We start from the raw sequence: 14,818 nt of genomic DNA on the forward strand, positions 1-14,818 counted from the left end.
TCAGTAACCTTCTTAACTTACGCCCGGAGGCATTAGTAAAATGCTAAAATCAGTTACTTTCCAGCATGTTGATAATCTGGTTAGCAACAACTTTCGCGCTTTGATCGTCAGTGCGGATGGTGACATCTGCAATTTCTTCGTACAACGGATTACGTTCTTTTGCCAGTGCTTCTAACACTTCACGTGGAGGCGCATCAACCTGCAACAACGGACGTTTTTTGTCGCGCTGTGTACGGGCCAACTGCTTCTCGATTGTAGTTTCTAAATAAACCACAACGCCACGGGCTGACAAACGGTTACGGGTTTCTCTGGATTTAACAGAGCCACCACCGGTTGCCAGAACAATGCCTTGTTTTTCCGTCAGTTCATTAATAACTTTTTCTTCACGATCGCGGAAACCTTCTTCGCCTTCCACGTCGAATACCCAGCCCACGTCAGCTCCGGTACGTCGCTCAATTTCTTGATCAGAGTCGAAAAACTCCATATTGAGTTGCTGAGCTAACTGACGACCAATAGTGCTTTTGCCGGCACCCATAGGCCCAACCAGAAAGATATTGCGTTTCTCTGCCATGTTTTTGGTATTACTAAGACTATTCGTTAATGATAACCCGCCCCGCCAATCAAATCAGCGGCGGGACCTAAACTGAAACCTCATGAGCGATAGTGCGAGATCAGACGGAAAATTATCTCAGCACTTCTGGTAGTTTGGCAACCGAATAAATCGTTGTACACGTCGTGGGAGGGAAACCATACGTTTTTATCGGCGTATCAACGTTATTAAAACCTCGGAGCTCAATTCGGTAACCCTTGTAAGCTAAATCGGAGGCAGCGTCAAATTTAGAAGCCTCCTATCACACAAAAAGTTGCAGAAAGTCACCAAGATTGGTCTGTTTTCATAAAACACCCCCCCATAAGGCTCAAGCACTGATTAGCCTTGGCGTGATGAAAATCACTAACTCCCGCCGACTTTGTTGTTGGGTGTCTTGTTTGAACAGCGCGCCCAGCCAAGGGATATCGGCCAGGATGGGCACTTTATTAATTCCCTGACTATTTTTTTGCTGGAAAATCCCCCCAAGCACAATAGTTTCCCCATCGTTTACGGTTATTTGGGTTTTTATTTCCTGCTTATCTATTAATAAAGCTTCACTATCTCCGCGTTTAATTGCCATTCCGGGCATATTTTGGCTGATTTTCAAGTTTAGAGTAATCTTGCCATTACGCAGTATTTTCGGTGTCACTTCCATCCCTAATACTGCCTCTTTAAACTCAATAGTAGGCACCCCTTTTTTACCCCGCGAGACCGTATAAGGAATATCAGAACCTTGCTTGATACTGGCAGTTTGCTGATGGGATGTCACCAGCCGAGGGCTGGCAATAATATCAACCTGATTTTCTTGCTCCAGCGCGCTCAATTCCAGTTCCAGCAGACGCCCGCCGATACGGGCAACATTGAATCCAGCGCTGAGGGCGCTATTGGGGAGTGGCAAATTCACATTAAAATTATTCACTCTCAGCGCACGGGGCTGCGTTGCTTCGTCCATACCCCAACGCACACCAAGTTCATGCAAATTTTCCCGACTCATAGTTACGATGTGTGCCGCTAACTGCACTTGCTGTAAAGGCAAATCCATCTCTGCCAGCCAACTTTTCAATAGTGCTAAAGAGGCGGGAGTATCGCGAATTAATAATGTATTAGTACGTTTATCTACCACTACGCTACCCAGTGGCGATAGCAACCCACCTTCAGGAAGAGTCAAACTGTCGGCAACTTGTTCAGCATCAGCATACTGCAAGGCCAGTGAGAAATTATTTAGGGACTCAGATGCATCTTTCTGTTCCGCCCGTTGCTGTCTTTCTTGTATCTCCTGTTCGGTAAAAACCATCATTACCGACCCTTCGCGCTCTACTTTCAGACGGCCCATACGCAAAATAATCGCCAAAGCCTGCTCCCACGGAACATCCGCCAATCTCAGGCTGAGATTACCGTCAACCCCGGCGGCAATGACTAAATTCAGTTGCTGATAATCCGCCAGTGCCTGCAACACTACCGCTATCGGCGCATCTTGAAACTCCAGGGTTACCGGCGGCCCACTTTTTGCGCTAAAGGCACGACTTGTGAGTAATACCAGCAGCAGCATCATCACCCCAGCACTGAGTGTTGGGGTAAGCCCACTCCGGGTTTTCGTAGTAGAAACATTCATCAGACTAATTCCTTTTATGTCCTGTATATTTGAAACGGTAAGAGTGCTTATGCTGCCCAGCCAAGCTCTTTAGTGATGATAATAATCATCTAAAAAAACCCGTTAGTTAGTGCATCAGCAGCACCACTGGCTCCGACAATCCAGAGCAAAAGCCAACTAAGCCAGTATTCTGTAGGCTCACCTGCCGTGAGCCAATATGGGTAACTTGCCAAGTTGACAACAGCCGTGAGCCGACCACTAGCTTCTGCCAGCGGCCCTCTGGCCGCAGTATCCAACCAGAAGAGTAATCTCCTCCCCTGATAACCCCTTGTAATCGCCAATGAGTGAGTTTCTCCCGCTCACCATCACATGGCTGTGCTGATAGGTCCTGAAAAGGATTACGCCCTGTGGCGGTCAATAAGGGGTCGGCATAAGCCACAGGTGCCAGTGATACGATTATCAGAGAGACTATCTTTAGAGGCCCCATACCGTGCTCCCTTTGCCGCTACTCATTGACGCCACCTGCGAGATATTCTTTCAGGCTTAATTTCACCAACAGTACGGAATTATCACTATTAATCTCAACCAGCTGGGTCTGAACAGGGGTGGGGATTTCGGCTAGTTGACGAAATAAATGGAGTAATCCATAGAAATTGACCCGCAGAGTAGCGTGCCACTGTTGGTGCCTTATGGAATCCACTGCGGCCTCGCCAACTGGCCCGGATTGTCGCTGCCAGCGAATGACTTGCCCGCCAAACGGGGCAATCAATTCATCGGTCAGATGGGCCATTGAACTATCAAGTGACAACCACGATGCCTCCCTTTCTTTCAATACCATCATTTGCTGACGAACCAGAGAAAGTGAGGGTAACGGTGCCAAAGCCGCCTGATGATGATCAACCTGTTGCTGATGTTGAATAATCTTATCTGCGGTGAGCCTCTGCTGTTGCCATGCAGGACGTAATAACATGCCATAAGCCATTACACTTAAAAGCCCAAGAAAAACCCACTGCCCTATCAAGATTTGCCAACCCGGCCTATCCATCCAATGTTGCAGCCGCTTATTCATCACTACCTCTTTCATCACTATCTCTGTCCTGCCAGTCGGCCCAAACCGCAAAGCGAAAATTACCGTCATCCTGCTGAGCAATTTTTTGTAAATGCACTGTTGTGAAGAGAGGCGAGCGGCCTAAACGCACTACAAAGAGATTAATTGCGGCATAACTCTGGCTAATTACCTCAAAAACCACCTTATCGCCTTGTGGTATCAGGCTGACCAACCAGCAGCTATCTGGAATTTGCTGCGATAGCTGCTGCAATAATATTGAATATCGCTGGGCAAGTTGGTGGGCCTGACGATAAATCTGAGCGCGCTGTTCCCGATGCCGTAGTTGTGCCATTGCCTGTTGCACCTCTTGATGGTGCTGGCCTAAGGCTATTTGCTGCTGGGATAGCGCTGCCAGACGGATTTGTTGGCTGAAATTTACTACCCGTGATTGCAGTTGTATTACAACCAGTAGGATGGCTAAAAATAGGCATTGGCATAAACCTAGATTGCGCCAAAAACGGTAACGGGATGATTGACGTTCTGCACGCCATAACGAAAAATTAACTTGATACATCAGTCGTCTGCCGGGCGTAATGCCAGCCCTCCGGCCAGAATAAATGCAGCGGGAGATCGCGGCAGTGGCGGTTGATACTGGGCAAAAGCCGTAAAGGGTGACCAGCCGGTGGTATTTTCAACCGGGGCATCATCCACCACATTACTGTAATACACCGTTATCGGTATTCCACTCTGCTCGGGATAACGCGCCTGAAGTTGTCTCAGCAACGTCGGTAATGGATTGAATGTAGTAGGCGGCTGGCCTGGTGCTACATCCTCTGAGTCGGCTGCTACCACACCAAAGTCAAACGGCATGTCAGCCGATGACACCCACAGCCACTCACTCTCCAAACGGTGAACCAACCAATATGGTCCCGATAATCCTGCCGCCATCGCCATATAACGAAGAGCGCAGGGGGTAATATCAATCATATCGGAAGGTAAACCCGCTTGATGCAAGCACGCCTGCCATTGCTGAACTTCTGACTGACGGGCGGCGGTGATGATTAACTCACTACTGGCTGTGGTTTCACTACGATAATCGAGGGCTAAAGCCTGACTGCCGAGCGGAAAGACCTTACTTGCTGCGGCTTTGATAAAACCATCACGCTGCGGTTCGCGTAAACGCCGGTCCGGTGTCGGAATAGTGTGTTGCAATATGCGCTGTGCGGGCAATGCGATACGTAATGAAATATGTTTTGGTAATTGTTTACGCAATAATTTGAGTTTGTCGCTAACCATATCTGGCTGTTGTAAAATACCCTCCCGCAAAACGCCAGAAGGTAAGGTTTGATGCCACCAGTAGCGCAGTTGCCAGCCATAGCGGCGTCTGACAACAGCCAAAGCACGTATAGCATCTATTTGAATATCTAGCCCAACCTGCCAATATTGTGAGTACATCTTTGTCGACCTCCATGTCGAGAGACAATAAAAGAACGTATCCATGTTACGGGCTTGCCTTTATACTACGGCGCGGTTGTTTATAAACTGCCCAATTGACATTGAATGGGAAATCTCAGGTGAAGTTCGTAAAGTATTTTTTGATCCTTACAGTGTGTTGCATTTTACTGGGAGCAGCCTCGATATTTGGCCTGTACAAATATATTGAGCCACAGCTACCCGATGTTGCCACGCTGAAAGATGTCCGGCTGCAAACACCTATGTTGGTGTATAGCGCCGAAGGCGAATTGATCGCTCAATACGGTGAAAAACGCCGTATCCCGTTGACATTAAAACAAATTCCACCAGAAATGGTGCATGCATTTATTGCTACGGAAGATAGCCGATTCTATGAGCATCACGGTGTGGACCCGGTTGGGATCCTACGTGCTGCCTCAATTGCTATGGTTTCTGGGCGTGCCTCACAAGGGGCAAGTACCATTACCCAGCAATTGGCTCGCAACTTCTTCTTAAGCCCGGAACGGACTTTGATACGTAAAATCAAGGAAGCCTTTCTGGCCATTCGTATCGAACAATTACTGACCAAAGATGAAATCCTTGAACTGTACCTGAACAAGATTTATCTCGGCTACCGTGCCTATGGTGTCGGTGCGGCAGCTCAGGTCTATTTCGGCAAAGAAGTCAATGAGTTGACCCTCAGCCAGATGGCGATGATCGCCGGTTTGCCAAAAGCGCCATCCACCTTCAACCCGCTCTATTCACATGACAGAGCAGTGGCACGCCGTAACGTAGTGCTCTCGCGTATGCTGGATGAAAAGTACATCACCCAGGCGCAGTACGATCAGGCGCGCAGTGAAGATCTGGTTGCCAACTACCATGCTCCGCAAATCGCCTTCTCAGCGCCTTATCTGTCAGAAATGGTGCGGCAGGAGATGATTAAGCGTTACGGTGAGAATGCCTATACCGACGGCTATCAGGTCTATACCACCATAACCAGAAAGCTCCAGTTGGCGGCGGTCGACTCATTGCGTGCCAATGTGCTGGCTTATGATATGCGCCATGGTTATCGAGGCCCGTCCAATGTGTTGTGGAAAGTGGGCGAAAGCGCATGGGGCCGCGAGCAGATTATCGATTCACTGAAAACCTTGCCGGTCTATGGCCCACTGCTGCCTGCGGTGGTGACCGAAGCTAATACGACGCAAGCAACGGCACTGTTGGCAGATGGCAGCAACGTGACCTTACCAATGTCCGGCATGCGTTGGGCACGTCCGTTTAAATCGGATAACGCCCAAGGGCCAACACCAAAACAAGTGACCGATGTGGTGCAGCCTGGCCAGCAGATTTGGGTAAGAAAAGTAGAAGATAATTGGTGGCTGGCACAGGTGCCGGACGTCAACTCAGCCTTGGTTTCTATCGATCCAAACAATGGTGCGGTTAAAGCGCTGGTCGGCGGTTTTGACTTTAACCAAAGTAAATTTAACCGTGCGACACAGGCACTACGCCAGGTCGGTTCGAATATCAAACCCTTCCTGTATACCGCGGCAATGGACAAAGGTCTGACGCTGGCAACCATCCTCAATGACCTGCCAATTACACGCTGGGATGCGGGTGCAGGCACCGATTGGCGGCCAAAAAATTCACCACCGACTTACGACGGCCCAATTCGTTTACGCCAAGGTTTAGGTCAATCGAAGAACGTGGTGATGGTGCGGGCAATGCGTGCCATGGGTGTGGATTATGCGGCTGAATACCTGCAACGCTTTGGTTTCCCAGCACAAAATATTGTGCACTCAGAATCCCTGGCATTAGGTTCCGCCTCCTTTACGCCATTGCAGTTAGTCCGTGGTTATGCCGTGTTGGCAAACGGCGGCTATCTGGTCGATCCCTATTTCATCACCAAGATAACTGATGATGTGGGCAATGTGCTGTTCGAAGAGAAACCGAAGATTGTCTGTGAAGAGTGTAACTTACCGGTTATTTACGGTGACACTCAGCGCTCAGTTGTTCTGTCTGATGATAACATCGAAAACGTCGCCACCTCGCAGAACAATAACGCCAGTAATGTGCCAATGCCTGAGTTAGAAAAAGTGACGCCCGAACAGGCCAAGCTCAACGGTGACCAGCAATACGCACCCCATGTGATAAGCACGCCGTTGGCCTTTTTGATTCGTGATGCGTTGAACTCAAATATCTTCGGGGAACCGGGTTGGATGGGTACCGGCTGGCGTGCCGGGCGTGACCTGAAACGCAAGGATATTGGCGGTAAAACCGGTACCACTAACAACTCAAAAGATGCTTGGTTCTCTGGCTACGGCCCGGATACCGTGACCTCCGTCTGGATTGGCTTCGATGACCATCGCCGCGACTTAGGCCGCAGCTCTGCATCAGGGGCCATATCAGATCAGATCTCTGGTGCTGAAGGTGGGGCGAAGAGTGCACAACCTGCATGGGATGACTTTATGAAAGCGGCCCTTGAAGGTTTGCCAGAAAAACCGGTTTCTCCACCGCCGGGTATTGTCAGCGTAGTGATTGATAAGCAGACGGGTAAGTTATCCAGTGGCGGACCAGGCAGTCGTTCAGAGTACTTTATCGAGGGGACACAACCCACCGAGTATTCAGTACATGAAGCAGGGACGACTCTAATGGATAACGGGCAGACTCACGAGTTGTTCTGATGGAGTTGTTCTGTAAACGCTGATGGCCTGAGTATCAAGACGGAGCAGCGCCAATAAAAAAGCCGGGAGCTCGTAACAGAGTCCAGGCTTTTTTATCTCTGACCATTACTTATTAAGAAATGCCTGAGCCAGAAAAAGGGCACTAACATTACGGGCCTCGCGAAAATCAGGCTCATCCAGCAGTGCCATCATATTGGCGATCGGCCAGCGGACTTGTGGCAGGGGTTCCGGCTCGTCACCCTCCAGACTTTGTGGATAGAGGTTATGAGCAATAACAATATTCATTTTGCTAGAGAAATAGGACGGAGCCATCGTCAGCTTACTGAGATAATCAAAGCTTTTAGCACCAAAGCCAACCTCTTCCATCAGTTCACGATTCGCCGCCTCCAGCACACCTTCGCCCGGATCAATCAACCCTTTGGGGAAGCCCAGCTCATACTCTTCAATACCCACGGCATATTCACGAATCAGCAGGAGATCATCGCCAATAATCGGCACTATCATCACCGCTTCACGGTTTGATGGCCGCATTCGTTCATAAACGCGTTGTACGCCATTACTGAACTCCAGATCCACCGCTTCAACAGTAAACAAGCGGGAGTGGGCAACCGTTTCTATTTTAAGAATTTTAGGTTTTTGCAGGTGTTTCATGATAGCCCCAATTTAAATACTCACCGCCTATCGGACTTGCATCAGGATAACCAGAGCTATTTTATGGTTACTTAGTAAGCCACTTTTTGCCGATAACGATTAACCCAACACTTTATACTGGAATTTATTAGAACTTGATCACATTGTGCGTTAGTGAGAACCTTTATCGCAATCTCAGTTAGATATAATTTACCTGTTTTTAACATGACGTCGAGTTTAGTCAAGATTCAACCGGTTAAATTTCATCCTACCCTCACTCAACACACGTTAAAAAATGTGTTTGAAAATAGGATTATGCTGATATTACCGCTGTTTTAGCCTTGCTATCCTTATCAATCTACGGGCAGTTTAAGAGCACTTGCATTAGGTTTTTTGATGAATAATAGCGTGTAAAATGCTAGTTCACTGAATGACTCTGTTATATGCCTTGGTACTGTTTTTACGCATAATATGCATTCTTTCATAGAGTTGACGTAAGTCAGAGGCGCTCGGATGGGGATGGGATGAGCACAATAGTCTTAATATTGGCCTTACTGTTGACCAGTCTGATCGCGGTAGGTTTGTTATGGTGGTTCCGATTCCGCCACCCCGCCCCCGTAACTGCAATACTGCCGTTCGCTAAACCTATTCACCGTAAACTCACCGCGGAAGAACGGGTTAATATTGAGAATTATCTGCTCGGTCAGCAAGAGAAGCTCGGATTCAAATCCCAGTCAACTTTTGACACCCGCACACTGACGAACAGCAATCTTGCGCCAGCAAAGCTGACTCTAACTCCACAAAGCGAAAATGTTTATTCGGTTACCCGCGCCATCACCCGCTACGGCGTGGCGAGTGACGAACCCAATAAATGGCGTTATTACCTTGATTCGATTGAAGTTCACCTACCGGCTTCGTGGGAACAATATATCGCTCAGGATAATGACGTAGAACTTATCCAAACGCAGACGATTCCTTTGGTGATCTCCCTTAATGGGCATACGCTTAAAAATCACCAGGCTGAGAATAGCTACCAGCCTATCTTGCCTTCTCCAGCGCAAAATGCCTCAATCCGCAAAGCGGACAGCGAACATATAGAGCTGTTGAATATCCGCAAGGAAACACCCGAAGAATATGCCTTACATGGTGCTAATGGCTTAAAAGAAGCCGCTGCGATCTGTCTGGCATTGTTATTACTGTTTTTCGCACTCACCGGTCCGGCGGTTACACTGCCCTGGCTGATTATTGTGGCGATAACGTTAACCGGTTGGGCATGCTGGAATATGTTCCGCCCGTTATCTGAAAAAGATTTGCGTGAAGTCCATTGCTTGAGCGGTACGCCAAAGCGCTGGGGGCTGTTTGGTGAATCGAACCAAGGGCAGATGAATAACATCTCGCTCGGGATTGTCGACCTGATTTATCCGGCCCATTGGGGGCCCTATTTTGCTCATGACCTGGGCAAGAAAACCAACATTGATATCTATCTCAACCGTCAGGTCGTGCGTCAGGGGCCTTTTTTATCCCTGCATGACGAAATGAAACATTTCCCGTTACAGCGCTGGGGGAAAAACCTGACGCTTATTGCCGGCTCACTGTTAATAATGGTGTTATTGCTAATCTATGTGCCGCTCAGCTTGCCATTGAAATTGAGTATTGCCTGGTTGCAAGGCGCACAAAGCCAGCAAGTTACTAGTGTTGAAGCTCTGGATAAAATGCCTCTGCGCATCGGCGATATGCTGAAAGCTCAGGGTACCGGTATGTGTTATGTCCCGCCGAATACTCAAAATCCGCATAGTTTTGTTTTTACGCCGTTTGATTGTTCTGGGATCTATTGGAATAACGCAGCACCACTGCCACAACCTGAATCTGACACCATTGAAAAAGCCGCCGCACTGGTGGCAACAGTCAATCAGCAGTTGCATCCGCAAGGTACTGGTGCCAACGTCAACCCACAGTTGGCAACCGCCATTGAAAAATCTGGCATGATTTTACTGAATGATTTTGCAGATATCGTTTTAAAAACACAGGCATTATGCGGTGGAGATAGCGACTGTGTCCGCCTGAAAAATGCCTTGGTTAACTTAGGTAATGCCAAGAATTGGCCGGGGCTGGTTAAACGAGCACAATCTGGCACATTGAAAGGGATGAATGTGCTGTTGCGCCCAGTCAGTGCCGATACCCTGGAAAGTCTGGTTAAAACCGCTACCTCATCGTTTGTTTATCGTGAAACGCATTTGGCAACTGAAGCATTAAATAGCCCGCCGCCGGGTGGCTTCTTGCTAACCAGTGATGAAGGTAAGCAGTTAGTTAATCACCCTGCCCCTGCCGTCCCCATGTTTGATTACAGCGCACTGGAGCAGTGGCGGGAATTACAACGGCTCTCCGGGCTGCTACTTAATACTCAGTTTAAGGCAGAAGGCATCATTACCAATATCACCATTGATGCCAATGGCACACGGCATATCGCGCTACACAGTGAGCCGGATATCGTCACACTCGGTCGCTATCTGGGTACCAGCCTATTGCTGCTAATACTGATTGCCTGTCTGGCCGTGAATATCACTTTATTAATTCAACGGATACTACGAAACCGTAACCGGATGGATAATATTCAACGCTATTATGATAATTGTTTTAACCAAACCCTCACTCCCGCGCCTTTCCTGCGTTAGCTTTCTTTCAGGCCATATCATTCATCTCTGGCTGGCTCTGTAACTTTGATATGCTAGGCTAACTTTATCTGTGGCTGTTATCGGGACATCACCCTGATGGCGCTGGTATTCGTTGTAACCCGTATTATTTGTTTGCATAAAAATAATGTGATTGTGGAGCCGCTATGCCCCCAGAATTTAATTGGCAAGAGATTGATACCGTGCTGTTGGACATGGATGGCACCCTGTTGGATTTGGAGTTCGATAGCCATTTCTGGCTAAAGCAGGTGCCGGAAACCCTTAGCCAACACCGAGGGATCCCGCTGGAGCAGGCCCACAAAATTATTCATGATGAATACTTGGCAGTGCAACATACCTTAAACTGGTATTGCTTCGATTATTGGAGTGAACGGTTGGACTTAGATATTTACGCCATGACCACGGCTGCGGGTAACCGGGTTCGTCTGCGCCAGGATACTGAGCCGTTTTTGTCCAGTTTACGCCAGCAAGGGTTACAAACCATTTTGCTCACCAACGCCCATCCACACAGTCTGGCAGTCAAAATTGAGCATACTGCACTTGACCAGCACCTTGATTTATTACTTTCCACCCATACATTTGGTTATCCGAAGGAAGATCAACGACTGTGGCAAGCTGTCGCGCAGCATACCGGGCTGAATCCGGCCAGAACCTTATTCGTCGATGACAGTGAAACGATTCTGGATGCCGCGCGCACATTCGGTATCCGCTACTGTCTGGGTATAGAAAACCCGGATTCCAGTTGTGCTGACAAAGCATTTCACAGCCACCCTGCAATCAATGATTACCGTAAGCTATTACCCGCGCTACAGTTACGTGGTGACTAAAAAGATGTTTAGCCCTATAGCCTAAATAATTCGCGTTGCAACAAGGCGACCAACACGCATGCGACGTGAAATATGACGGAGATAACAGGCAGGAGTATTCATGAAGGATAAAGCAGTTTCTGACGAATCGGTTCGGCTGGATAAATGGCTTTGGGCAGCCCGGTTTTATAAAACCAGAGCAATCGCCCGGGAAATGGTGGATGGCGGTAAAGTCCACTACAACGGCCAGCGCGGTAAACCGAGCAAGTTGGTTGAACTGAATGCTGAAATCCGCCTGCGTCAGGGCAATGATGAACGCACGGTGCGGGTATTGGCATTACACGGTCAACGCCGTGGTGCAAGCGAAGCACAGGCATTGTATGAAGAGACTGAAGCCAGTATTGCCAATCGCGATAAGGTGGCACAGGCGCGTAAACTGAATGCCCTGACCATGCCACATCCTGACCGACGGCCGGATAAAAAAGAGCGTCGCAACCTGATCAAATTTAAACAAGGCGAGTCTGAGTAAACCCTATAGATTTCAACATGCAGGACGGCAGCCCACACACCTGCAACTTGAAAGATGACGGCTTTGCTTGCAGCCAGAAAGAGAGAAAACTATGTCTAATCACGACCAATTACACCGCTATCTGTTTGCTAACCATGCTGTGCGCGGTGAGCTGGTTTCAGTCAATGAAACCTACCAGCAAGTATTAGCCAATCATGATTACCCACCAGCGGTACAAAAACTGTTGGGTGAGATGTTGGTCGCAACCAGTTTACTGACCGCCACGCTCAAGTTTGATGGTGATATTACCGTGCAGTTACAAGGAGGGGATGGCCCATTGTCACTGGCAGTGATTAACGGTAATAACCAGCAGCAGATGCGGGGTGTCGCCCGCTTTAAAGGTGAAATCAGCGATGAAAGCACACTGAAAGAGATGGTCGGCAACGGCTATCTGGTTATCACTATCACCCCGGCAAAGGGCGAGCGCTATCAGGGTGTGGTCGCACTGGAAGGGGAGACTATCGCCGCCTGTCTGGAAAATTACTTTATGCAGTCGGAACAATTACCAACACGCCTGTTTATTCGTACCGGCAGTGTGGAAGGTAAAGCCGCTGCGGGCGGGATGTTGCTGCAAGTGTTACCAGCCGAAGAGCGCAATGAAGATGAGTTTGATCACCTGGCACAGCTTACCACTACCATCAAAGCTGAGGAGCTATTTACGCTGCCAGCGAATGAAGTGCTGTATCGTTTATATCATCAGGAAGAAGTGACGTTATATGAGCCGCAAAACGTCAGTTTCTGCTGCACCTGTTCCCGCGAGCGTTGTGCTGATGCATTAGTCACACTGTCGGAAGATGACATCACCGAAATGCTGGAACAAGATGGCAATATTGATATGCATTGTGAGTATTGCGGCAATCACTACCTGTTTGATGCCGTTGATATCGCCTCATTAAAGAGTGGTAACAGCACTTCCTCAGAACAAATTCATTAATAAGCATAATGATTGGTTGGGTGCTGACTCGTGCCCAGCTATTTCTTCTGGCGTTTCATACTTGCGACAATCCGTGTCCTATCTCTCATAACCTAGCGAAAAATAGGTCATATGTTGAAATATTTGATAGCTATCGCTGTTAATCAGAGATGAGGATTTACAATCGCTGGTAGAAAATTGACGATCCAGGAGTTATGACATGAGTGTTAAAGGAATTACCCCGCAGGAGCTCGCCGCCTATGGCATCCATAACGTCAGCGAGATTGTTTACAACCCAAGCTATGATTTACTGTTCCAGGAAGAGACCAAACCCACGCTTGAAGGATACGAGCGCGGAATCCTCACCACCACAGGAGCAATAGCGGTAGATACCGGGATTTTTACCGGCCGCTCGCCAAAAGATAAATATATTGTCCGCGATGCCATCACTCAAGATACCGTGTGGTGGGCCGATCAGGGCAAAGGCAAAAATGATAACAAGCCACTGAGTCAGGAAACCTGGAGCCACTTGAAAGGGTTGGTAACCGAGCAACTGTCCGGTAAGCGTCTGTTTGTTGTTGATACTTTCTGCGGTGCTAACGCCGATACTCGCCTGCAAGTTCGCTTTGTCACTGAAGTCGCGTGGCAGGCTCATTTTGTCAAAAACATGTTTATCCGCCCATCAGACGAAGAACTGGCCCATTTCGAGCCTGATTTTATCGTCATGAATGGCGCTAAATGCACCAACCCAGACTGGAAAGAGCAAGGTCTGAATTCCGAGAACTTTGTTGCCTTTAACCTGACAGAACGTATGCAGCTCATTGGCGGCACATGGTATGGCGGCGAAATGAAGAAAGGTATGTTCTCGATGATGAACTACCTGCTGCCACTGAAAGGCATTGCTTCCATGCACTGCTCGGCCAACGTCGGCGAGAAAGGCGATGTGGCTATCTTCTTCGGTCTGTCTGGTACCGGTAAAACCACGCTGTCGACTGATCCGAAACGTAAGTTGATTGGTGATGACGAACATGGTTGGGATGATGACGGCGTATTTAACTTTGAAGGTGGCTGCTACGCCAAAACCATCAAGTTATCTGAAGAGGCAGAACCGGATATTTATCATGCTATTAAGCGTGATGCCTTGCTGGAGAACGTGGTAGTACTGGCCGATGGTACCGTTGATTTCAATGATGGTTCCAAAACGGAAAACACCCGTGTTTCTTACCCGATCTATCACATTGAAAATATCGTTAAACCGGTTTCTAAAGCGGGTCATGCCACTAAGGTTATCTTCCTGACTGCTGATGCCTTTGGTGTATTGCCACCAGTATCACGCCTGACAGCAAATCAAACCCAGTATCACTTCCTGTCTGGCTTCACCGCTAAACTGGCTGGTACTGAGCGCGGTGTAACTGAGCCAACACCGACCTTCTCAGCCTGTTTTGGTGCAGCTTTCCTGTCGCTGCATCCAACACAATATGCAGAAGTGCTGGTTAAACGTATGCAAGCGGTGGGCGCACAAGCCTATCTGGTCAATACTGGCTGGAATGGCACTGGCAAACGTATTTCCATCAAGGATACCCGTGGCATCATTGACGCCATTCTGAACGGTGAGATTGATAAAGCAGAAACCTTCACTCTGCCAATCTTTGATCTGGCGGTGCCAACGGCATTACCGGGCGTGAACCCAGAGATCCTCGATCCTCGTGACACTTACGCTGATGTGGCACAGTGGCAAGAGAAAGCCGAAGATCTGGCGAAGCGTTTTACCACTAACTTTGATAAGTATACTGATACCCCAGCAGGTGCTGCATTGGTTAGCGCAGGGCCAAAGCTCTAAGTTAGCGTTGATT

At 48.5% G+C, this 14,818-nt stretch carries 13 protein-coding genes; 6 read left to right on the plus strand and 7 right to left on the minus strand.

The genetic code is table 11. From position 1 onward, the window contains the following. Positions 1–49: 49 nt before the first annotated feature. The 6 genes from aroK to pilM form a co-directional block, all read right to left on the minus strand. A complete protein-coding gene (aroK, locus tag V2A84_RS18005; RefSeq protein WP_004702222.1) occupies positions 50–571 on the minus strand; it encodes a shikimate kinase AroK in 522 nt (173 codons plus the stop codon). Positions 572–917: 346 nt separating this feature from the next. Next, complete coding sequence (gene hofQ, locus V2A84_RS18010; protein WP_102970572.1) at positions 918–2,138, minus strand: DNA uptake porin HofQ; 1,221 nt, start codon at positions 2,136–2,138, stop codon at positions 918–920. Between the two features lie 169 nt (positions 2,139–2,307). Then, positions 2,308–2,667, minus strand: a complete 360-nt coding sequence (locus tag V2A84_RS18015) for a DNA utilization family protein (protein ID WP_193784748.1) — start codon at positions 2,665–2,667, stop codon at positions 2,308–2,310. An 18-nt stretch (positions 2,668–2,685) separates the two neighbouring features. After that, positions 2,686–3,249: a pilus assembly protein PilO gene (locus tag V2A84_RS18020; RefSeq protein ID WP_193784849.1), complete on the minus strand. Its 564-nt coding sequence runs from the start codon at positions 3,247–3,249 to the stop codon at positions 2,686–2,688. After that, a complete protein-coding gene (locus V2A84_RS18025; protein ID WP_083161224.1) occupies positions 3,242–3,802 on the minus strand; it encodes a PilN domain-containing protein in 561 nt (186 codons plus the stop codon). The genes V2A84_RS18020 and V2A84_RS18025 overlap by 8 nt, the downstream gene beginning before the upstream one ends. Beyond that, positions 3,802–4,683, minus strand: coding sequence for a type IV pilus biogenesis protein PilM (gene pilM / locus V2A84_RS18030; protein WP_083161226.1), 882 nt, complete (start codon positions 4,681–4,683; stop codon positions 3,802–3,804). Before pilM ends, V2A84_RS18025 begins: the two co-directional genes overlap by 1 nt. Before the next feature lie 119 nt (positions 4,684–4,802). Here pilM and mrcA point away from each other — a divergent pair, with 119 nt between their 5' ends. Next, entirely contained in the window at positions 4,803–7,358 is a 2,556-nt protein-coding gene (gene mrcA, locus V2A84_RS18035; RefSeq protein WP_083161228.1) for a peptidoglycan glycosyltransferase/peptidoglycan DD-transpeptidase MrcA, read from the plus strand. A gap of 105 nt (positions 7,359–7,463) precedes the next feature. Here the strand turns inward: mrcA and nudE are convergent, their stop codons facing one another. After that, positions 7,464–8,009, minus strand: a complete 546-nt coding sequence (gene nudE, locus V2A84_RS18040) for an ADP compounds hydrolase NudE (RefSeq protein WP_083161230.1) — start codon at positions 8,007–8,009, stop codon at positions 7,464–7,466. A 503-nt stretch (positions 8,010–8,512) separates the two neighbouring features. Here nudE and V2A84_RS18045 point away from each other — a divergent pair. The 5 genes from V2A84_RS18045 (at position 8,513) to pckA (ending at position 14,805) form a co-directional block, all read left to right on the plus strand. Beyond that, positions 8,513–10,660: an intracellular growth attenuator family protein gene (locus V2A84_RS18045; RefSeq protein WP_083161232.1), complete on the plus strand. Its 2,148-nt coding sequence runs from the start codon at positions 8,513–8,515 to the stop codon at positions 10,658–10,660. Between the two features lie 164 nt (positions 10,661–10,824). Beyond that, entirely contained in the window at positions 10,825–11,505 is a 681-nt protein-coding gene (gene yrfG / locus V2A84_RS18050) for a GMP/IMP nucleotidase (RefSeq protein WP_083161234.1), read from the plus strand. A gap of 100 nt (positions 11,506–11,605) precedes the next feature. Beyond that, positions 11,606–12,013, plus strand: coding sequence for a ribosome-associated heat shock protein Hsp15 (gene hslR, locus V2A84_RS18055; protein WP_083161235.1), 408 nt, complete (start codon positions 11,606–11,608; stop codon positions 12,011–12,013). A gap of 91 nt (positions 12,014–12,104) precedes the next feature. Further along, complete coding sequence (hslO, locus tag V2A84_RS18060; RefSeq protein WP_372560316.1) at positions 12,105–12,986, plus strand: Hsp33 family molecular chaperone HslO; 882 nt, start codon at positions 12,105–12,107, stop codon at positions 12,984–12,986. Positions 12,987–13,185: 199 nt separating this feature from the next. Next, on the plus strand, positions 13,186–14,805 hold the full coding sequence (gene pckA / locus V2A84_RS18065) for a phosphoenolpyruvate carboxykinase (ATP) (protein ID WP_083161237.1): 1,620 nt from the start codon (positions 13,186–13,188) through the stop codon (positions 14,803–14,805). The last annotated feature ends 13 nt before the right edge of the window (positions 14,806–14,818 follow it).

This window comes from Yersinia sp. 2553 StPb PI, from assembly GCF_052217105.1.
Classification (GTDB): domain Bacteria; phylum Pseudomonadota; class Gammaproteobacteria; order Enterobacterales; family Enterobacteriaceae; genus Yersinia; species Yersinia enterocolitica_E.

What these genes read in the sequence shown, in the direction of transcription:
- aroK (WP_004702222.1), bottom strand. Translation starts at nt 571, where the DNA reads ATGGCAGAGAAACGCAATATCTTTCTGGTTGGGCCTATGGGTGCCGGC.
- hofQ (WP_102970572.1), bottom strand. Translation starts at nt 2,138, where the DNA reads ATGCTGCTGCTGGTATTACTCACAAGTCGTGCCTTTAGCGCAAAAAGT.
- V2A84_RS18015 (WP_193784748.1), bottom strand. Translation starts at nt 2,667, where the DNA reads ATGGGGCCTCTAAAGATAGTCTCTCTGATAATCGTATCACTGGCACCT.
- V2A84_RS18020 (WP_193784849.1), bottom strand. Translation starts at nt 3,249, where the DNA reads ATGAATAAGCGGCTGCAACATTGGATGGATAGGCCGGGTTGGCAAATC.
- V2A84_RS18025 (WP_083161224.1), bottom strand. Translation starts at nt 3,802, where the DNA reads ATGTATCAAGTTAATTTTTCGTTATGGCGTGCAGAACGTCAATCATCC.
- pilM (WP_083161226.1), bottom strand. Translation starts at nt 4,683, where the DNA reads ATGTACTCACAATATTGGCAGGTTGGGCTAGATATTCAAATAGATGCT.
- nudE (WP_083161230.1), bottom strand. Translation starts at nt 8,009, where the DNA reads ATGAAACACCTGCAAAAACCTAAAATTCTTAAAATAGAAACGGTTGCC.
- V2A84_RS18045 (WP_083161232.1), top strand. Translation starts at nt 8,513, where the DNA reads ATGAGCACAATAGTCTTAATATTGGCCTTACTGTTGACCAGTCTGATC.
- yrfG (WP_083161234.1), top strand. Translation starts at nt 10,825, where the DNA reads ATGCCCCCAGAATTTAATTGGCAAGAGATTGATACCGTGCTGTTGGAC.
- hslR (WP_083161235.1), top strand. Translation starts at nt 11,606, where the DNA reads ATGAAGGATAAAGCAGTTTCTGACGAATCGGTTCGGCTGGATAAATGG.
- hslO (WP_372560316.1), top strand. Translation starts at nt 12,105, where the DNA reads ATGTCTAATCACGACCAATTACACCGCTATCTGTTTGCTAACCATGCT.
- pckA (WP_083161237.1), top strand. Translation starts at nt 13,186, where the DNA reads ATGAGTGTTAAAGGAATTACCCCGCAGGAGCTCGCCGCCTATGGCATC.